The sequence below is a fragment of the Streptomyces sp. NPDC002838 genome (genome assembly GCF_040295365.1).
Taxonomy (GTDB): Bacteria; Actinomycetota; Actinomycetes; order Streptomycetales; family Streptomycetaceae; genus Streptomyces.
This window is the reverse complement of record NZ_JBEOVF010000051.1, coordinates 45,948-64,874: the sequence shown is the minus strand read 5'-3', so window position 1 is coordinate 64,874 and position 18,927 is coordinate 45,948. Positions and strand designations below refer to the sequence as shown.

At 70.6% G+C, this 18,927-nt stretch carries 19 protein-coding genes and 2 pseudogenes; 7 read left to right on the top strand and 14 right to left on the bottom strand.

Features of this window, described 5'->3' with window-relative positions:
• Positions 1 to 215 (bottom strand): annotated as a pseudogene (locus ABT063_RS41715) (RNase J family beta-CASP ribonuclease); the annotation flags it as partial.
• 102 nt (positions 216 to 317) lie between these two features.
• On the bottom strand, positions 318 to 785 hold the full coding sequence (locus tag ABT063_RS41710) for an antibiotic biosynthesis monooxygenase (protein ID WP_351066164.1): 468 nt from the start codon (positions 783 to 785) through the stop codon (positions 318 to 320).
• Positions 786 to 802: 17 nt separating this feature from the next.
• Between ABT063_RS41710 and ABT063_RS41705 the strand changes: the two genes are divergently transcribed.
• From ABT063_RS41705 to ABT063_RS41695, 3 genes and pseudogenes are all read left to right on the top strand, one after another.
• Entirely contained in the window at positions 803 to 1,030 is a 228-nt protein-coding gene (locus tag ABT063_RS41705; RefSeq protein WP_351066163.1) for a hypothetical protein, read from the top strand.
• A gap of 76 nt (positions 1,031 to 1,106) precedes the next feature.
• The gene (locus ABT063_RS41700; protein ID WP_351066162.1) at positions 1,107 to 1,427 is read left to right on the top strand and encodes a hypothetical protein; all 321 of its coding nucleotides are present in this window, start codon (positions 1,107 to 1,109) and stop codon (positions 1,425 to 1,427) included.
• Positions 1,428 to 1,507: 80 nt separating this feature from the next.
• A pseudogene (locus tag ABT063_RS41695) lies at positions 1,508 to 1,839 on the top strand (VOC family protein).
• Between the two features lie 51 nt (positions 1,840 to 1,890).
• Here ABT063_RS41695 and ABT063_RS41690 read toward each other — a convergent pair.
• Positions 1,891 to 2,292 carry a MerR family transcriptional regulator gene (locus tag ABT063_RS41690; RefSeq protein ID WP_351066168.1) on the bottom strand — a complete coding sequence of 134 codons (402 nt, stop codon included), beginning with the start codon at positions 2,290 to 2,292 and terminating at the stop codon, positions 1,891 to 1,893.
• Between the two features lie 403 nt (positions 2,293 to 2,695).
• On the opposite strand from ABT063_RS41690, the gene ABT063_RS41685 reads away from it, so the two are divergent.
• Positions 2,696 to 4,198: a SulP family inorganic anion transporter gene (locus ABT063_RS41685; RefSeq protein WP_351066161.1), complete on the top strand. Its 1,503-nt coding sequence runs from the start codon at positions 2,696 to 2,698 to the stop codon at positions 4,196 to 4,198.
• Here the strand turns inward: ABT063_RS41685 and ABT063_RS41680 are convergent.
• The gene (locus ABT063_RS41680; RefSeq protein ID WP_351066160.1) at positions 4,182 to 4,424 is read right to left on the bottom strand and encodes a hypothetical protein; all 243 of its coding nucleotides are present in this window, start codon (positions 4,422 to 4,424) and stop codon (positions 4,182 to 4,184) included. The genes ABT063_RS41685 and ABT063_RS41680 overlap by 17 nt on opposite strands.
• Here ABT063_RS41680 and ABT063_RS41675 point away from each other — a divergent pair.
• A complete protein-coding gene (locus ABT063_RS41675) occupies positions 4,423 to 5,106 on the top strand; it encodes an MFS transporter (RefSeq protein WP_351066159.1) in 684 nt (227 codons plus the stop codon). The two genes, ABT063_RS41680 and ABT063_RS41675, sit on opposite strands and share 2 nt — an antisense overlap.
• A 452-nt stretch (positions 5,107 to 5,558) precedes the next feature.
• Here ABT063_RS41675 and ABT063_RS41670 read toward each other — a convergent pair whose 3' ends face one another.
• Genes ABT063_RS41670 through ABT063_RS41635 form a run of 8 tightly spaced genes read right to left on the bottom strand, consistent with a single transcriptional unit; the run spans position 5,559 to position 14,006 of the window.
• The gene (locus ABT063_RS41670; RefSeq protein WP_351066158.1) at positions 5,559 to 6,734 is read right to left on the bottom strand and encodes an NAD(P)-binding domain-containing protein; all 1,176 of its coding nucleotides are present in this window, start codon (positions 6,732 to 6,734) and stop codon (positions 5,559 to 5,561) included.
• A 29-nt stretch (positions 6,735 to 6,763) separates the two neighbouring features.
• Positions 6,764 to 8,440, bottom strand: a complete 1,677-nt coding sequence (locus ABT063_RS41665; protein WP_351066157.1) for a radical SAM protein — start codon at positions 8,438 to 8,440, stop codon at positions 6,764 to 6,766.
• Positions 8,441 to 8,496: 56 nt separating this feature from the next.
• Positions 8,497 to 9,219, bottom strand: a complete 723-nt coding sequence (locus ABT063_RS41660) for a TIGR04283 family arsenosugar biosynthesis glycosyltransferase (RefSeq protein WP_351066156.1) — start codon at positions 9,217 to 9,219, stop codon at positions 8,497 to 8,499.
• Complete coding sequence (locus tag ABT063_RS41655) at positions 9,216 to 9,884, bottom strand: TIGR04282 family arsenosugar biosynthesis glycosyltransferase (protein WP_351066155.1); 669 nt, start codon at positions 9,882 to 9,884, stop codon at positions 9,216 to 9,218. The genes ABT063_RS41660 and ABT063_RS41655 overlap by 4 nt, the downstream gene beginning before the upstream one ends.
• A complete protein-coding gene (locus tag ABT063_RS41650) occupies positions 9,881 to 10,669 on the bottom strand; it encodes an MTAP family purine nucleoside phosphorylase (RefSeq protein ID WP_351066154.1) in 789 nt (262 codons plus the stop codon). Before ABT063_RS41650 ends, ABT063_RS41655 begins: the two co-directional genes overlap by 4 nt.
• 3 nt (positions 10,670 to 10,672) lie before the next feature.
• Positions 10,673 to 12,100 (bottom strand): radical SAM domain-containing protein, encoded by a 1,428-nt coding sequence (locus tag ABT063_RS41645; RefSeq protein WP_351066153.1) that lies wholly within the window; start codon positions 12,098 to 12,100, stop codon positions 10,673 to 10,675.
• A gap of 35 nt (positions 12,101 to 12,135) precedes the next feature.
• A complete protein-coding gene (locus ABT063_RS41640) occupies positions 12,136 to 12,594 on the bottom strand; it encodes a MauE/DoxX family redox-associated membrane protein (protein WP_351066152.1) in 459 nt (152 codons plus the stop codon).
• Positions 12,591 to 14,006, bottom strand: coding sequence for a dihydrolipoyl dehydrogenase family protein (locus tag ABT063_RS41635; protein WP_351066151.1), 1,416 nt, complete (start codon positions 14,004 to 14,006; stop codon positions 12,591 to 12,593). The genes ABT063_RS41640 and ABT063_RS41635 overlap by 4 nt, the downstream gene beginning before the upstream one ends.
• Positions 14,007 to 14,239: 233 nt before the next feature.
• On the opposite strand from ABT063_RS41635, the gene ABT063_RS41630 reads away from it, so the two are divergent.
• On the top strand, positions 14,240 to 15,349 hold the full coding sequence (locus tag ABT063_RS41630) for a methyltransferase domain-containing protein (protein ID WP_351066150.1): 1,110 nt from the start codon (positions 14,240 to 14,242) through the stop codon (positions 15,347 to 15,349).
• 221 nt (positions 15,350 to 15,570) lie between these two features.
• Here ABT063_RS41630 and ABT063_RS41625 read toward each other — a convergent pair whose 3' ends face one another.
• Both ABT063_RS41625 and ABT063_RS41620 read right to left on the bottom strand, forming a co-directional pair.
• Positions 15,571 to 15,894: a DMT family transporter gene (locus ABT063_RS41625; protein ID WP_351066149.1), complete on the bottom strand. Its 324-nt coding sequence runs from the start codon at positions 15,892 to 15,894 to the stop codon at positions 15,571 to 15,573.
• A gap of 282 nt (positions 15,895 to 16,176) precedes the next feature.
• Positions 16,177 to 17,679, bottom strand: coding sequence for a carboxylesterase/lipase family protein (locus ABT063_RS41620; RefSeq protein ID WP_351066148.1), 1,503 nt, complete (start codon positions 17,677 to 17,679; stop codon positions 16,177 to 16,179).
• A 646-nt stretch (positions 17,680 to 18,325) separates the two neighbouring features.
• Here ABT063_RS41620 and ABT063_RS41615 point away from each other — a divergent pair.
• Positions 18,326 to 18,670 (top strand): DoxX family protein, encoded by a 345-nt coding sequence (locus tag ABT063_RS41615; RefSeq protein WP_351066147.1) that lies wholly within the window; start codon positions 18,326 to 18,328, stop codon positions 18,668 to 18,670.
• Positions 18,671 to 18,927: the final 257 nt, after the last annotated feature.

The window sequence follows — 18,927 nt, the reverse complement described above, 5'->3', positions numbered from 1 at the left end:
TCCCGGATCGAGGTGAAGTCCGGCAGGATCACGTCCACGCCGGGCTGGGTCTCCTCGGGGAACAGCACGCCGCAGTCGACGATGAGCAGCTTGCCCGCGTGCTCGAAGACGGTCATGTTGCGGCCGATCTCACCCAGGCCGCCCAGGGCGACGACCCGCAGCCCTCCCTTGGGCAGGGGTGGGGCGGCTTTCAGTTCTGGATGCGGATGACTCATACCCTGACGTTACCGGAGAGTCTGTCGAGGTGATCCACTGCCTGCCCAACCAGCCGGTTCAACACGGTGCGGCCGAGGAGGTCAGCAGTCGGTGCGGGGCCGCTACGGCAGCGGACGCGACAGCGCGCGGTGGAGGTGGTAGCGGTTGCCGTGGGTGAGCCGTACGCCGGGTGTGCTGGAGAAGATCTCGTGTCCCTTGTCGTGATCGCCCGCCTCGGCCGCCTCTTGGTGGGCCTCGGTGCTGGTCCATTCCGTGTAGAGGAGCACCCGGGTTCCGTCGGTGCTCAGCAGGAAGTGCGCCGAGATCGCTCCCGGGTGCCCGCCCTCCTCGGGCTGGGCCGCGATGACGGCGTCGGTGAAGTACCGCTGCCGCTCGGGTCCGTCCACGTCGAAGGCTGCGGTGATCAGGCAGCCGGGGGTGCGGGTCTCGCCCTCCTCGGCCAGGCTGCGGTACAGCCGGTAGCCGGGCGGTCCGGCGAGCGGGGTGGCCGGGCCGTTGCCTCGCAGGTACGCGTCGTATGCCGCGTCGCTGTCCCATTGGGCACAGGTCAGCAACGTCTCGCCGTCCATGCTCAGAAACTCTCTTCATGCTGCAGCTGGCCCACGGCGAGGACGCCGTGATCGAGGCGGACGCCGCCGGGCGCACCGCGTCGGGCGAGATCGTGCTGGAACGCACCGACCTGCACGGCAACTCCGAGCGGGTGCACACGTACCGGGCGGACACGGTGACGGCCGTCTTCCGGCGCGGCCCCGCCGACGGCGGCGGCTACCACTGGATTCCACAGCCGCCCGACGGCACCTGGTGGTGCTACTGAAGCGGCCGCCTGCCCGCCGGGGCAGGGGTGCACTGCACGATCACGCGCAGTCCACGCCGAGAGGATGAGAACGCCGATGGGAACGTTCGTGGTGAAACTGACCGACGGCTCCGAGATGATCCTCACCGCCGGACGGGCCACCCGCACCGACGCCGGGGACGTGGCCTTCGAGAACGTGGACGACCGCGGCAACTGGTCCCGAGCCTGCACCGTCAAGGCCGATCGCCTCGACCAGCGCCCACGCACGCACGATCGGCGAGGACGGCATCGCGCGCTGGGTACGGCAAAGCGACTCGGGCCCGTGGTGGGCGTACTGAAGGACGCAGCCGCCCACGTATGCGCAGCCTCTGACCGACGAAATACCTTGGGGCGACGGGGCATTGGCTGTTCAGGATGACGGTACGGCATCGCGTGTCGGTCACCGTCCGGGTGAGGCATGGAGGTGCCCGTGAGTTTGCCTTACGGAGGCATTCCACTGTGTCGGTCGAGTTGAATCACACCATCGTCCACGCCCGGGACAACCGGGAATCCGCCGAGTTCCTGGCGCACATCCTGGACCTGGAGATCGGGGCCGGGAGTCGATCGTCATGCAGCACTACGCGTTCCTCGTCACCGAGGAAGAGTTCGACGCCATCTTCCAGCGGATCCAGGACGCCGAGATCACGTACTGGGCCGATCCGCACGGCAAGAAGCCCGGCGAGATCAACCGCAACGACGGCGGGCGCGGTCTGTACTTCATGGACCCCGCCGGACATGGCATGGAGGTCATCACCCGCCCTTACGGCAGCGGTGAGCCGACAGCCTCGTAAGCGGAGCCGGCCGGGCGGCGCGCGAGGAGAATGTCCCCTCGCGCGCCGCTGTCAGTTCCCTGTGCCGAGCCTGCGGCGGAGCGTGGAGGCGAAGTCCTCGGCGGCCATCAGCTGGGCGCGCAGCGTCTCGCAGCGAGCGTCGGCCACCTTGCGGTAGGAGTCGAGGCGCTCGCGCAGCCGCTCCATCTCCTCGCCGGCGGGCGGATTGTCGGTGTCGGCGATGCGGTCGGTGATCTCCAGCAGGTCCCGCATCTCCTCCAGCGAGAAGTCCAGCGGTTTCATGCGGCGGATGACCATCAGGCGCTCGACGTCGGCCTCGGTGTAGAGGCGGAAGCCGCCCTTGCTGCGGGCGGAGGGGATGACGAGGCCGACCTCCTCGTAGTGGCGGATCGTGCGCAGCGACAAACCGGTCCGCTCGGCCACCTCGCCGATCTGCATCTGCCGCTCAGTCATCGTCACGCCTTCTCCTTCTGCGTCCCGCCGCATTCGAACGTTCGAAGTGCTCCAGCATACGTGTCTGGAATCACATGATCCGAGGCCGTGTTTGCCTGCATTTCACAAGCCACAGGTCGCACTCTCACCTCACGTCAGGGTAGAGTCTTTTTGTGAGGGCAGCCACGCTGTAAAGGCAGCAGCCAGGGCGGCCCCGTCAGAGCGCGGGCCCCGACCGGGCCCCGCCGGCACCCGCAGACTTCCGGGCAATGATGCCCGACCGGCAGCCGTGAAGGCTGCCACTCCATCCGGCAGGGCCCCCGTCGAGGCCGGGCCGCCGGGGACTTCCGCCCCTTGCGTGGAGTCGAGTACGACGCGCGCACATCCAGCAGGTGGATGTGCGCGCCCGAACAGAAACGGTTGCATGTCTTCACTGCTGTCCGCAGGCCCCAAGCTGCGCATGTCCAAGCCCGACTGGCTCGACTCCCCGAAGGTCTTCCGTACCGAGGTGCTGGCCGGCCTGGTGGTGGCGCTGGCCCTGATCCCTGAGGCCATCTCCTTCTCGATCATCGCCGGGGTCGACCCGGCGGTCGGCCTGTTCGCGTCGTTCACGATGGCCGTGGTGATCTCGTTCGTCGGTGGCCGCAAGGCAATGATCTCCGCCGCGACCGGGGCGATCGCGCTGGTCATCGCGCCGCTCAACCACGACTACGGCCTGGGTTACCTGATCGCCGCCGTCATCCTCGGCGGTCTCATCCAGATCGTGCTCGGTGCGCTGGGTGTCGCGAAGCTGATGCGGTTCGTGCCGCGCTCGGTGATGGTGGGCTTCGTCAACGCGCTCGCCATCCTGATCTTCATGGCGCAGGTGCCCGAGATGCACGACGTCCCGTGGGCCGTCTACCCGCTGATCGCCGGCGGCCTCGCGCTCATGGTGCTCTTCCCGAAGATCACCAAGACCGTCCCGGCTCCCCTGGTCTCGATCGTGATCCTCACGGTCATCACCGTCGCCGCGGGCATTGCCGTCCCCAACGTCGGCGACAAGGGCGACCTGCCCTCGTCGCTCCCGGTCCCGGGCCTGCCCGACGTGCCGTTCACGCTGGACACGCTGACCACCATCGCCCCGTACGCGTTCGCCTTCGCGCTGGTCGGGCTGATGGAGTCGCTGATGACGGCCAAGCTGGTAGACGACATCACCGACACCCACTCCAATAAGACCCGTGAGTCCATCGGCCAGGGCATCGCCAACATCGTCACCGGCTTCTTCGGCGGTATGGGCGGCTGCGCGATGATCGGCCAGACGATGATCAACGTGAAGACGTCCGGCGCCCGCACCCGCCTGTCGACCTTCCTGGCCGGGTCCTTCCTGATGGTCCTGTGCATCGCCTTCGGCCCTGTCGTCTCCGACATCCCGATGGCCGCCCTGGTCGCCGTCATGATCCTGGTGTCGGTCGCCACCTTCGACTGGCACTCCATCCAGCCCAAGACGCTGAAGCGGATGCCGCTGGGCGAGACCACCGTCATGGTCGTCACCGTCGCCGCCGTGGTCGCCACCCACAACCTCGCCATCGGTGTCGTCCTCGGCTCCATCACCGCCATGGTGATCTTCGCCAAGCGCGTCGCCCACCTCGCCAACGTCTCCGGCGTCGTCGACCCCGACGGCAACCAGGTCGTCTACGCCGTGACCGGCGAGCTGTTCTTCGCCTCGTCCAACGACCTCGTCTACCAGTTCAACTACAAGGACGACCCCGACGACGTCGTCATAGACCTCACCGACGCCCACATCTGGGACGCCTCGTCGGTGGCCGCCCTGGACGCCATCGAGACCAAGTACAAGCAGCGCGGCAAGAAGGTCACCATCATCGGCCTGAACGAGCCCAGCGCGAACATGCACGAACGCCTCGCCGGCCAGCTCACCGCAGGCCACTGACGCCGGCTGCCTCCTCGGCATCAGCCGCACCCAGGTCTCCACCGCCTACCTGGCCGGAACGCTCGTCGGCGCCTGCGCGATGCCACCGGTCGGCCGCGCCATCGACCGCCACGGCCCCCGGCGGGTGATCGCGGCCGTCGGAGCCGTCTTCGGCGCGATCCTGAATCTCCCTGTCCTTCGTCACCGGGATCGTCGGTCTGACCGCCGGGTTCGTCGGCATCCGCATGGCCGGACAGGGGGCGCTGTCCCTGGTGGCGACCACCACGGTCGCGTACTGGTTCGACAAGCGACGCGGCCTGGCTCTCGGCATCACCAGCGCGGTGGGCACGGCCGGCATCTCCCTCGCCCCGCTCCTCGTCGAGCGCCTGGTCTCCGCGTACGGCTGGCGCCAGGCGTGGGCCGTCGAAGGCGTCGCCGTCTGGCTGATCGTCATCCCCCTCGCGCTCCTCGGCATCCGCAACAAGCCCGCCGACCTCGGCCAGCACCTCGACGGCATCGCCCCGCTCGCCGGTACTGCCGTCGACGCGCCGCTGACCGGCTGGCCCCTGCGCCGGGCCCTGCGCACCGGCGCGTTCTGGGCCGTCGCCGCCTGCCTGGCCGCCAGCAGCATGCTCACCACGGGGCTGAACTTCCACCAGATCGCCCTGCTCGGCGAGCGCGGCCTCACCCCGGTCGAAGCCGCCGCGAACTTCCTGCCCCAGACCGCAGCCGCCCTGCTCGCCACCCTCGCCGCAGGCGCCCTCATCGACCACGTCTCACCCAAAGCCGTACTCATTGGTGCGATGACGCTCCTCACGTGCGCGGTCCTCTCCGCCCGCCTCGTCGAGCCCGGCTGGACGGCCATCGGCTACGGCCTCCTGCTCGGCGCCTCCAACGGACTGCTCCGCGCCGTCGAATCCGCCACCTAACCCCGCTACTTCGGCACCGCCCACCTCGGTGCCATCCGGGGCACCGCCCACACCATCACCATCGGCGCGAGCGCCTTCGGGCCCCTGGCCATCTCCCTCGGCCACGATCTCACCGGCCGCTACGGCACCGCCCTCATCGCCCTGGCCGCCATCCCGCTCGCCGCGGCCCTCGCCGTCGCCCTCTCCCGCAAGCCAACTGCCAGCGGCTGACCGCTACTTCCGCGCGCGTTGCCCGGGCTCCTCAGGCGGCACGCCGAGCGGCGACGCGGCGTTGCTGTAGGTCGAGCAGCGCAGGAGTTGCCGCCCTGGTCGGTCCACTGGGCGTCCCGGATGTGGCCGTGGCCGGGGCGGGGTGCAGCGACCAGTTCTCGTGGTCGACTTCGACCGACACGGTTATGTGAGGGCGCCACCCTCCCCGTCGAGGTCTGTACTCCTTGTGCGGGGAGGTCAGTTCACACGGATACGGCTGGGGCGTACGCGCCGATGACTTGGTCCACTTGTTCGTATCCGGTGCGGAGCAGGAAGGTGTTGAGGCGGCCGTAGGACTTGGCGCCGAGGATGAAGAAGTGCGGTTCGGGATTGCGCAGGGCGCTGATGCCGACGGCGGGCTGGGTGAGGCAGTCGCCGCCCGCGGAGCCGAGCAGGGCGGCGGAGAGATTCATGGGGGCGGCGGTGGCGTAGCACTCGTGGACCTGTAGCTGGCGGTAGAGGGAGGCGTCACCGACGTAGCCGGTGAGCGCCACGATGTGGTCGCAGACCACCTCGACCGGGCCGCCCGGGGTTGCCAGGTTGGCGCGTACTCGGTCGCCGTCGGGGCTCAGGGCTTGGACGTGGGCGCCGGTGTGGACGGTGACCCGGTCGCCGGCACCTTCGGTGAACGCCTGCGACGTTTCGACGAGTTGTCGGCGGCCGGGCAGGGTGTCGTCCGGCACGGCTCCCCAGTCGGGCGCCGGGCTGCGCACGATCCACTCGACGCGGGTGCCGGGCAGTACGGCGAGGTCGCGGGCGGCGGTCTGGGCGGACTTGCCGGCGCCGACGAGCAGGACGGTGCCCGCCCAGCGGTCCGGTGCGTGGACGGGCGGGAGGGTGCGGGTGATGCGGTGGTCGAGGGCCCGTTCGCCGGGGGCGGGGATGCCGCCGGCGCCCAGGGTGTTGGGGACGGCGTAGGCGCCGGTGCAGTCCAGGACGAGGTCCGCTTCGGCGGTCTCCTCACCGTCGGGCGTGTCGAGGAGGAGGGTGAAGGGTGTGGCGGCGCGAGCGTCGGTGCCGATCTGCTCGTGCTTGAGCAGTCCGGTGCGGGCGACGGCGGCGACCCTGGTACGCAGCCGGATCCGGCCTTCCATGGCGGCCAGTTCGGCGACCGGGCCAAGGAGGCGGGCCGCCAGCTCGGCGCCCGTGGGGCAGTCGTCGCCTGCCGGGGCGTGCGGCAGGTGGGTGCGCATCCGGCGGGAGACGTTGAGGTCCCACGGGGTGAACAGGCGGACATGACCCCAGGCGCGTACATGGGCGGCCACGGTGTCCGCGGCCTCGTACACGGTGAACGGCCATCCGGCACCGGCGCAGGCAAGCGCGGCGTCCAGGCCGACCGGTCCCGCGCCGAGGATCGCGACGTGTCGTTGTCGCTGCATGCTGAACTCCCTTTCTGTATGCGTACGGCTCAGATGGCGCAGTGAACGGGGCGGGGCAGGCTGCCGTCGGTGAGGCGGGCGGTGAAGAACCGCTCGGTCACCAGTTGCTTGCCGGTCGCCAGCGGGGTTCCGGCGGGCGCCAGGTGCAGGTCGGGGCTGGTGGCCAGGTCGGCGCCGGCGGGGTGCCAGTGCAGGCCGTCGGCGGTGACCGTCAACTCCGGGATGCTGGAGTCCTCGCCGATCTCCACGCCGCTTTCGGAGAAGCCGCGGCGCAGCAGCGGGCGGACCGCGAAGTGGTCGGCGGGCAGGCCGAGTCCGGCCAGCAGTTCGGCGACCGCGGGGACCTCGTGGGTGTTCTCGGGTGTCTCGGTGAGGGCGACGCGCGGGGGCAGGCCCAGGTCGATCAGGTGGCGGATGCCGTCCATGGTGCGCGCCCAGGAGCCGGTGCCGCGGTGGGCGTCGTGGGCGTGGGCGGTGGCGCCGTCCAGGGAGGTCTGGACGGTGAGTTTACGGTCGGCGAGCGCGTCGAGCCCGGTGGCGCGGCGGCCGCGCAGCAGCATCGCGTTGGTCATGACGACGGTGGGCAGCTGGGCGGAGGCGTGGTCGAGGAGGTTGACGATGTCGGGGTGGAGGAAGGGCTCGCCGCCGGTGATGTACAGCTCGGTGAACCCGGTCTGCACGGCTTCGTCGACGAGGGCGCGGAAGGTGTCGGCGGGCAGGGTGCGGGCGGCCGCCTTGGGGGAGGAGGCGACCGCGCAGTAGTCGCAGGCGAGGTTGCAGTGGAAGTTGGTGTAGAGCCACAGCCGGGTCGGGAAGTACGGGGTGCCGAACAGCGGGACCACCGGCCGGTCGCCGTCCAGGGCCTGCGGCGTGGTCTCGCCCCAGCCGTCGTCGGCGGGGCGGAAGCCGGACGGGAGGGTGGAGCGGTAGAGGTGGTAGCGGCCCCGGGAGCGTTCGCGCGGGGGCAGGATCTCCAGGCAGGTGGTCCACCAGCCGGTCTCGATGGTCTCCACGAACACTTCGGGGAGTCCGGCGGCGCGCATCGAGCGGGCCTGCGCCCGCCAGTCGTACGTGAGCGGGAGCAGCTCTGCCTGGGGCGACCCGTCGCCGAGGTCCAGGATCGCGTACCAGACCTCATGGCGGCCGTCGTTGGCGGGCTTGCCGAGCACGCCGACGTTGACGGCGAGGGTGTCGCCGATGCGCCGTTGCCAGGGCAGGCCGCTGTGGGTGCACAGCACCACGTCGGCGCCGGATGCCTCGGCGCGCAGCCGGTGCTGGTCCTCGGGCAGGGACTCCCACCAGAAGTCGTTCAGCGCCAGTGTCGAACCGTGGACCATGTGGACGTCCACACCGTCGATGGTCTCGCGGTGTTCGGTGGGCAGTCCGCCCATCCAGGCGGCGAAGTCGCGGCTGGTGGTGGCGAGGGTGTGGTCGTAGATGAGCTGGGCGTACTCGTTGTCCTTCGGGTCGCGGTAGCCGCAGCCGCAGTCGGTGTCGCCGCGGGCGATCGCCACGTCGTAATTGCCCGCGACGCACTCGATGGCGTTGTCGGACAGGATCGGCCACAGGGCATCCACGTCGGCGCCGAAGCCGCCGAGATCGCCCAGGCAGAACAGCCGCTCGGCTCCTCTGGCACGGGCGTCGTCGACGAAGGCTTGCAGGGCGTACGGATTGCCGTATGGGCCTCCGCATACTGCGATGCGCATCGGTGCTCTCCAGGAGGGAACGGGGCGGCGGGAGGGAGAGGATGGAGCAGGACTGCTCAGGCATGGGTGTCGTGCGTCGTAGGTCTGCGGCGGGTGAGGCGGGGGCCTGCGGCATAGCGGGCACGGATCAGCTCCGGGTCGACGCCGGCGAAGTACAGCAGCTTCAGGTACTGCATGAAGGCGATCATGCGCCAGGTGCCGTGGGCGGTGAACCGGCGCGAGGAGGCTGTGGAGGTGGCGGGCAGGAGGCACAGCCGTCCGCGTCGGTGCAGGCGTCGCGACATCTCCAGGTCTTCCATGATGGCCAGGTCCGGGAAGCCGCCGAGGTCGTCGAAGACGGTGCGGCGGATGAACATGGCCTGGTCGCCGAAGATGTGGTGCAGGCGGCGGGCGCGGGCGTTCGAGGTGCGGGCCAGGTAGTTCAGGCCGGGCGTGCGGCGGTCGAAGCGGATGGTCAGGCCGCCGCCCACCACATCGGGGTCGGCGAGGCAGGCGCGGATCTGGCCGAGGGCCGCCGGGTCGATGGTGGTGTCGGCGTGGACGAACCACAGCACCTCGCCGCCGGCGTGCCGGGCTCCTTCGTTCATCTGCCGCGCACGGCCGCGTCCACTGTGCACCACGGTGGCATGCGGGGTGGCGAGTTCGACGGTGGCGTCGGTGGAACCGCCGTCGACGACGATCAGCTCGCAGTCGGGGAAGTCCCGGCACAGGCGGCTCAGCGCGGCCTGGACGGTGGCTTCCTCGTTCAGTACGGGGACGATGACCGACACCTGGCTCATACCGCGTCCTCCGTGGGACGGAGCAGGGCGGCGATCCGGGACGGCATCATCCGGTCCGCGAGCAGCGCGGCAGCGTCCTCGGGAGTGTCCAGGTCCCGCAGCGGGCGGAGCAGTTCCACGCTCAGCCCTTCGTCGGTGGCGAGCGCGCGGGTGGCGGCCAGCACCTGGTCCGTGCTCCACAGGGCCGCATCGATGCCGAACAGGCCGACGTGCGGGTGGCGCATGCCGATCAGGTAGTAGCCGCCGTCCAGCGCCGGGCCGAGTACGACGTCCTTGTGCTCCAGCGAGGTGAGGGCGGCGGTCAGGTGGTCGCCGGTCAGGATCGGCGCGTCGGTGCCGATGACCAGCAGCGGACCCGCACCGTCGGCGAACGCCTCCAGAACCGCGGAGCTGAGCCGCTGTCCGAGGTTCTGGCCACGCTGCACCATCAGGCGGACGCCGGGAGGGGCTACGTGGCCTGTGCTGTCCTCGGCCTCTCCCGGGGCGTACGCCAGGTAGGTGCGCGCTCCCAGGCCGCTGGTCAAGTCCACAGTGTGGCGGATCAGTTCGGCCTGGAGGACGGCGCAGCCGTCCGGGCCGAGCAGCGGGTGCAGCCGGGTCTTGACCGTGCCCGGCCGGGGTGCCTTCGCCAGGACCAGCACCGAGGGTGTGTGTCGCGTACTCATGTGCCGAAGCGGTAGACGGTGCCGACCGGTGCCACGGGTCCCAGGCCGGGCAGGGCATGGGCGGCCAGCGCGGCGAAGATGTCCTTGCTCGCCGCCATCCGGGCCAGCAGCGCGTCGAGGGGCTCGGGTTGCGGTGCGACGCCGTTGGCGTAGTCGGTGACAAAGCCGACCAGGGCCATCGGCAGTTCGGCCTCCCCGGCCAGCACCACCTCCGGGCCCGCCGTCTGGCTGATGGCGGTGACGCCCGCGGCGGCCAGGGCGGCGATCTCGGGGCGGCTGTTGAAGCGGGGGCCGTCCACATGCCCGTACACACCGCTCGTGACGACGGGCGCTCCGGTGTGTGCGGCGGCCGTGATCAGGGCCTGGCGCAGCGGCTCGCTGAAGGGCCGCTCGAAGATCCAGTGGCCGCGGCCTGCGGCGCCGGGAGTGTCGTACCAGGTGCAGGCGGAACCGTCGGGCAGCCGGTTGCCGGGGAAGTACAGGTCGTCGAAGACCACCAGGGAACCGGGCTCGGCGTCGGGGTCGACCGCGCCGCACACGGTGAGTGACACCAGAGCGTCGACCTTGCAGGCGAGCAGGGCGGCGAGGTTCGCGCGGTGGTCGACCTGGTTCGAGAGCCGGTGATGGCCGGCGCCGTGCCGGGACAGGTGCACCAACTCGGCGCTGCCCAGGTCGCCTTCGGTGACCGTGGCCTCGCCGTACTCGGTCTTGACGGTTCGCTGGGCCGCGTTCTCCAGTTGGGGCCAGTCGTAGCTGCCGGAACCGGTGATGACACCGATGCGCATGGGTCACTTCTCCTGGGTGGTGGCGGGACGGCGGACGGACGTACGGACCTCGACGAGCGGGAGCAGCGTGCGCAGTTGGGCGTTCTCGGCCGGGTCGAGCACCGCATGCTGCACGCAGGCCGGGACCAGGGTGCCGTCCTGCGGGTGCGCCATGGCGTAATGACAGGCGGCCAGCCGTTCCTGGGTCTCGCGCAGCTTCGGGTCCTGGGCCTGCTCGCCGCGCCGCATCATCTCCCAGGCGGGCGCGACGACTTCGGCGTCCATGAACTGATGCATCACGAAGGTGACCGGGCGGACGCGGAAGTGGTGGCGCAGCAGCCGCAGTACGCCGACCCGGCCGACCGTACGGGCCAGCCACCGCAGCCCGACCACCATCGTGGACGGGTGGCGGGCGACGACGCGGGCCAGCTTGGCGGCGAGCAGCACGGGCGGCGTGCCGGTGAAACTGACCTTGCCGAAGAAGCGGAAGAAGGCGTCACGCACCGCCAAGTCGTGAGGGTCGTCCTCTTCGAGGAACGGATACCAGCGTTTCCCGACGTAGAAGCCGTACGCGGTGCGGTTGCAGCGCACGTCGCCGTTCTGGAAGACGTGATAGCCGAGGGCGCGTCCGGCGCCGCGCCCGATCTCCGCCCAGACCGCGTCCGGGGTGGCCTCGCGGTACCGCTCCTTCCAGCGCCGCTCGTCGCCGAGGAAGGCGGCGGGCTGGAAGGAGAACATGCCGTAGCCCATCGCCCGGCAGTCGCGGATGACGTCGGCGACCTCGTCGAGGTTGCCGGGGGTGACGGTCATGTTGTGGGCGAGGAAGTACCGCACCCCGTGCTCGCGGCGCAGCTTCGCGAACATGGCGGCGAACCGCCGGCGGTAGGGGCTGAGTGCCTGCTCGCTGGGCGGGCGTTCGATGCCGCGCCTGCCGTACATGAACTTGTCGAAGTGCGCTGCGAACGAGAGCCGGTCGAAGCGTCGCTTGCCGTCGTCGCCGAGGGCGAGTTGCTCCAGGTAGTCGTAGTCGAAGTCGCCGTGGGTGAAGCTCATCGGCTCCCGGCCCTGCCGACGCATGATCTCCAGGGTGGCGGCGTGGTCGTCGGGCGGGAGCAGGCTCACCTCACCGCCGATGAGCTGGGCGTGGGCGCGCGGACCGCGCAGGGTGCGCAGCAGGCCCATCTGGGCGGCGACCTGCTCCTGGGTGTGAGGGCCGTCGACGCGCACCTGATTGGCGTCCCGCGAGTGGTAGCAGGGCGTGCATTTCAGGTCGCACTTGGGGAACACGCCGTGGGTGCCTTCGCAGCCGACGCCGTGCTGTCCGATGATCTGGCCCGGTGTCCTGACGATGTCGGGGAGTTCGGCCCACCGGCGTTCCATCGCCGCGACGAACTCCGGGTCGTAGGGACGGGTGGCATGTTCGACAGCCCGCAGTCGCGCCAGGATTCCCATCGGGTACCTCTCCGTTTCCGGTATCGGACCAGTGATCACGGGCCGGTCGTCCCGAGGGTCTGCCGGGTCGGTGTCGAATCCCCCGGGGCGCGCGGCCTTCCGCGCGCGGCGCGCAGCAGCAGCCACGCGTACAGCAGCATCAGGGCGTCCTCGACGAGGACGAACCACCGCAGCGGCTGGGCCAGATGGATACCGAAGCAGCCGCAGTTGGAGACCGACAGCCCCCGCGCGTACGCCTGCACGGCGAGCAGCGCCCACACCAGCGAGACGACCGTGTAGAGCCACACGGGGACGACCGCCTTGGAACGGGGCCGGGCCAGGAACCACACTCCGACCACCGCTTCAGCCGCGATCAGCACCACCGCCAGGGCCGTTGAGGCAGCTCCGCCGGTCACCCCGTAGGCGGTGAGGATGCCCGGCATGGCGTCGAAGGAGGCGAGCTGGCCGAGCGCCATCGCGGCCATCAGCACGCCCAGGACCAGTCGCAGGATCATGACCGCACCTTCCTGCGCAGGCCCAGCAGTGCGCCGGTGATCCTGCGGTGCGTGGCGAGCCGGTCGTAGACGTCGGTGAGCGCGGCGTGCCAGGGCCCGTCGGTGTAACTGGGGTAGGGGTGCACGGTTTTGGCGTACTGCGAGGGCGTCCAGCCCAGCCGTACCGCCGTGGCCAGGTGCGCGATCGTCTCCCCGGCGCGCGGGGCGACCACCGTCGCGCCGACGATCCTCCGGCGTCCGTCCAGCACCAAGCTGGTGAAGCCGTCGGTGCGGTCGTCGGCAACGGCCCGGTCGACGCGGTTGTGGTCCAGGGTGTGCGTGCGGGTTCCTTCGGCGGAGGTCACACCGACGCGGGCGACCTCGGGATCGGTGTACGTCACCCAGGGCACCGCGTCATAGCCGATTCGGCGCCGCACGCCGAGCAGCGCGTCGGTGGCGGCGGACGCGCCCTGCACCCCGCCAAGATGGGTGAACGCCGACTTGCCGGTGACGTCCCCGGCGGCGTAAATGCGCGGGTTGCTCGTCCGCAGCCGGTCGTCGGTCCGGACCTGACCGCGCTCGTCCGTCTCCACCCCTGCCGACTCCAGCCCGAGGCCGTCGGTGGTGGCGCGGCGGCCGGTGGTGGTCAGCAGCCAGTCGTACGGAATGGGTCCGCCCGGCCCGTGGACCGCTCCGGCGTCGACCTTCTCGGCCCGGTAGCCGGTGAGGACGGTGATGCCCTCGGCCTCCAGCCGCTCTCGGATGAGCGCGGAGGCACGGGGCTCCTCGCGCGGCAGCAACCGGTCCACGGCTTCCACCAGGGTGACCTTGGAGCCGAGGCGGGCGAACGCCTGCCCGAGTTCGCAGCCGATCGGCCCGCCGCCCAGTACCACCAGACGCTCCGGCAACTCGGTCAGACTCCACACGGTGTCACTGGTCAGCGGCTCGGCCTCGGCCAGGCCCGGCACCGGCACCAGAGTGGGCGCCGAGCCGGTCGCGATCAGCGCGTACCGGAAGGCCACCTCCCGCCCACCGGCCCGCAGCGCCCGACGGCCGGTGAAGACGGCGTCCCCGTGGGTCACCTCGACACCGAACTCGTGCAGTGACTCGGCCGAGTCGTGCGGCTCGATCACCCCGATCGCCTGCTTGACGTGGGCCATGGCCGCCGCGAGGTCGGCCGGGCCGTCCGCGGCCTGAAGCCCGTACCGCCCCACCCCACGGGCGGCCTGCACCTCGGCGGCCACATGCAGCAGCGCCTTGCTGGGCACGCACCCGGTCCACAGGCAGTCGCCGCCCAGCCGGTCCCGCTCGACCAGCAGCGTGCGGGCGCCGAGGCGGCCGGCGGTCCGGGCGGCGGTCAGCCCGGCGCTTCCGCCACCGATCACCACCAGGTCGTACGCCCTCTCGCCCCGCGGGGGATGTCCCATGCTCATCGGGCCGCCTCACTCGCCTTTCGTCGTCGCTGCGGCAAGGGAACCCGTTCGGGCGGCTTACGCCTTCCCTCCGGGTACGACTCACGACTCATTCGATACGACACACCGCACCGGCGGGCACACTCCCGGTTCCGGCGTGTCCGGCCCGGGGAATGCCGCCTCCTCCTCGGCGGGTTCCCGGCGCACGGCGGCACCCGCCCGCCGACGCTCACCGCCTTCATCCAGGGGAGACCATGGCGACCGATGTATCCACCGGCCACGTGACAACCGCCGGGTCCGTGACGACCGGCCACGTGACGTCCGCCGACTCCGTGACAGAGACCGTCAAGGAGTACTACGGCTCGGTGCTGTCGTCCTCACAGGATCTGAAGACCTCGGCCTGCTGCACCGCCGAGGCACCGCCGCCCCACATCGCCGAAGCCCTCACCCGCGTGCACGACGAGGTCATGGACCGCTTCTACGGCTGCGGCTCCCCGATCCCCACCGCACTCGACGGCATCACCGTCCTGGACCTGGGCTGCGGCAGCGGACGCGACGCGTACGTCCTGTCCCAGCTCGTCGGCCCGGCGGGCCGGGTCATCGGTGTCGACATGACCGAGGAGCAGCTGGCCGTGGCCCGCCGCCACCAGGACTGGCACGCGGAGCGCTTCGGGTACGCCAATACGGAGTTCCACGAGGGCTACATCGAGGACCTGGCCGCCGCCGGTATCGCCGACGACTCCATCGACCTGGTGGTCTCCAACTGCGTCTTGAACCTCTCTCCCGACAAGCCTCGCGTCTTCCGGGAGATCTTCCGGGCCCTCAAGCCCGGCGGCGAGCTGTACTTCTCCGACGTCTTCGCCGACCGCCGCCTGCCCGCCGCACTCATGGACGACGCGGAGCTGGTCGGCGAATGCCTCGCCGGCGCTCTGTACACCGAGGACTTCCGCCGCCTGATGCGGACCTCCGGCTGCGCGGACGCCCGCACGGTGGCCGCCGCGCCCATCACGCTGAGCAGCCCGGAAATCGAGCGGAAGATCGGCTTCGCCACCTTCACCTCACGCACCGTCCGTGCCTTCAACGTGCCGTTGGAGGACCGCTGCGAGGACTACGGGCAGGTCGCCGTCTATCGAGGCACGCTCCCCGAGCACCCGCACGCCTTCGACCTCGACGACCACCACCGCCTCCACACCGGCAAACCGATGCTGGTCTGCGGCAACACCGCCGACATGCTCAGCCTGACCCGCTATGCCCCACACTTCACCGTGACCGGCGACAAGGCGACGCACTTCGGCCTCTTCCCCTGCGCCCCCGCCGACGCCGCGGCCACCAGCGGCACAGCAACACCGTCCGGCTGCTGCTGACCGCAGGCCCGGGCCCGGACGCCGCCGATCGCCCGGTCCAAGCGCGCGCACTCGGCACCGTGAAGACCGTCAGCCGTGACGTGCCTCAGTAAGCGGGCAGTCAGCCAGTCCCTGGTTCATGAGGGTGAATTCTTGGGATTCGCGGAGCGCAGTCGGCTGATCGCCGTCTCCGCCGTGTCGACCCCACCGACCGGCGCGCGGAACGGGCCACCGCCGTAGCGTCAGGGGGCCGAGCCCGACAGTTGCAGGCCGATCACGCCCACGATCACCATCGTGATGGAGACGATCTTCAGGGTGGACACCAGGTCGCCGAGGAAGACCATGCCGTAGATCGCGGTGCCCGCCGCGCCGATCCCGGTCCACACCGCGTAAGCGGGTCCCACGTCAAGGCGTCGCAGCGCCAGCGTCAGCAGTCCGAAGCTGCCGAGCGCGAAGCAGGCGAAGGCGATCGTGGGCCAGAGCCTGGTGAAGCCGTGCGAGAGCTTCAGGCATACCGCGAAGCCGGTCTCCAGCAGACCGGCCACGATGACCAGCAGCCACGCCACGTTTCTGCCTCCGCATCAGGTGATCGCGCTGCGTGACCGCTTGGGCCGGCTCGGGGCGCCGGCAGCACATTGGCAGTGACGGACGGGGAGTGGGCCGAGGAGTTCTCCGACCGGCTGGAGGATCTCCTGCTGGAGGTTCAGGTGTACGGCTTTGTCGTCCGGCGACGAGGGGCGACCCATGGCGTGTCGCTCCTCTCGGAACTGGAGACCTGCCGGGCCGCACCCTGCAACGCCAGAAACAGGGCACGGAAGCCGCTCCCTGTCCGCACACAACCGCCGTGCTCAGGGCAGGGGCCACCATGTGCCGGGAGTCCAGTCGCGGTCGGCCCACAGGACCTTGTACTGGGGGCACGCGCCGTCGAAGGCGATGTGCGGCGCGGTGTCGAGGATCATCGTGGCGCGGGAGACGGGGTCGTACTCGGGCCAGGCCGGCAGGTGGTCGGACTGGGGGACGGCGTGGCGGCGGAAGGCGGTCCAGGCGTCCTGGACGCCATGGCAGAGGACGGCCACGGCTGGTTCGGCGCTGTCCTCGTACAGGCCCCAGGCATATGGGATGTCGGAGCCGTGGAACATCCAGAACTCCTCGGGCAGCCCCGGGAAGGGACCCGTGAACAGGTAGTGCCAGACGGGCGCATGGTGGGCCTGGGCGTCGGCGAGTCGCAGGGTCGAGGCGCGATAGCGCTCATCGGACATGAACATCCGGTCGGTGTCCTCGGGGGTGGAGTCGGGATGCAGTGCCGCGTAGGTGGCGGCGGCCTGCTCCGCTCCGGTGCCGAAGATCTCGTGGCGGATGGTGGCGGTGTGGTCGGCGGCGGTGGGATCCATCAGGTGGTAGAGACCCGCCTCGTTGCCGGTTGAGCCGATGACGAGTGGGATCCCGGCCGCGTGTCCCGCGGCGAGGGCGCGGGTAGGGCGCTGTGGGAGGAGGCCGCCGTCGACGGTGGGCCGCCAGATCCATGTGGCCTGTATGCCGTCTGCCAGGGCGAGTTGGGCGGCCAGGACGTCCTTCGCCGGCACGTCCCGCAGGCGTGTGAGATCACCGCCGGGCGGGTCGAGCAGATCGGTGAGGCGGCGGGCGAGGCTGGTGGTGGCGTCAGGGGTGGCGACGTGGTCGCCGCCACTGTGCGTGATCGCGCGGTGGAACAGGCCCTTGGCGGCGGGTGCGGCCATGAGGTTGACGACGCTCTTGCCTCCCGCGGAGACGCCTTGCACGGTGACGTTGCCGGGGTCGCCGCCGAAGCCCGCGATGTTCTCCCGCACCCAGGCCAGGGCCGCGATCTGGTCGCGCAGGGTGTTGTTCGCGGCGGAGGCCTCCGCGGGACCCAGCAACCCACCGAGGTTCAGCAGACCCAGGGCGCCGAGGCGGTAGTTGAAGGTGACCACCACGATGCCGCGCCGGGCGACCGCCGCGCCGTCGCCGATGAACTGCGCGCCCGAACCGACGGTGTATCCGCCGCCGTGGATCCACACCTGAACCGGCATCCGGGCGCCCTCGGCCGCGTCCTCGGGCGCGCACACGTTGAGATACAGGCAGTCCTCCTCGAAGGGTGCCTCGTCATCCGTATCAAGGCTGACGCCGAAACCCAGGCCCTGAGACGGCTGCTGCGGGGCGCGGTTGCCGAATCGGCTGCCGTCCCGGATCCCGTCCCAGGCGACTTCCCGATGCGGTGCCGCCCAGCGCAGTACGCCCACCGGAGGCTGCGCATAGGGGATACCACGCCAGGCACGGACACCGTCGTAGGCGATGCCTCGCACAGCGCCGGACCGCGTATGGACGACGGTCATGGGGGCTCCTTGTTGTCCGGGTGGCGCGGCGACATAGTTGACCCGGCCGCCGAGCATCCGTGCACCCTGCTACGCGACGCGGTACTCGAGAGATCAAGACTAATTCAAGCGCGCATCGGCAGACTGCCGCTTCATCGCCCAGGTTCCGGCCACCGGCAGCGGCACTCGTGAGCGGCGCGGTGGCGGCCTCGCGTTTTTGCGTGCGAGCCTCTGTCATCCATGCAGCCGGGGAAACCCGGGAGTTGAGAACGATCGCCGCCAGGATCAACCAGCCGCCGCCGGTACCGTACGTGCCGAGCTCCGAGTGAGTCGGAACGCTGGAGGGCGGTTGCGGTCGGCGTCCTCCCAGAACCACACGATCCGACCCACCATCCCGTGGCCGGGCAGCGTTCTCCCTCTGGTTTGAGGGTGACGGTGTAGCCGAGCTGGTTGAGGGCGGTGATCGCGTGGCGGGTGGTGCGTTCGGGGTCGCGCTGGGCGAAGTAGGTGCCGCCGAGCTCGTGGTAGGGGACGTTGTCGGTGAGCAGGTGCCAGATCGCGGTGATGATTCCCCGGACCGGTGGCAGACCGCCCGCCACCGGTCCGGGGTCTTCGGCGTCCGTGCCCGCTCCCTGACCATGCTGTCCGAACATTCCGGGAACACCTCGTGATTCTTTCCGTCACTCTCACCTGTCTCATCGCCCTGATCTTCACGGTGCTCGGACTGGCCAAGGCGCTGGCCTTGCCGAAGATGCGTGAACTGGCCGCGGAGGCCGGGTTCTCCGTCGCGGCCTACCGCCGCATCGGCGTGCTGGAACTGGCGGGCGCCGCCGGCGTGGCGCTCGGCCCGGCCGTACCGCTGCTCGGTGGCCTCGCCGGTGCCGGGCTTCTCCTGCTGCTCGCCGGAGCCGCGGTCGTGCACCTGCGCCAGGGCGACCCGGTGGCCGGGCTCGCGCCCGCTGCTGTGTGCGCGGTACTGGTCGCCGGGTACCTCGTGGCCCTGTTCGGCTGAGGACGGACGGGCCCCCTCGACGTGGGGCGGCACCGGAGTCTCCCCTCTCCTGGTGCCGCCCCGCTTTGTTGCCTCTCCATTGCCTCGGATGTCTCAGCCCCCGCGCCCTCGGCCAGATGGCCACAACACATAAAGGGACGGTGCCGGGCGTCCCCTCCCGGCACCGTCCGGGGGCCGGGCGCCGCTCAGGCACGGCCCGCCCGGGGTGGCCTGCCGGATCACGCGGACGCTACGGGAGCGTCCGCGGCGTCAGCAGG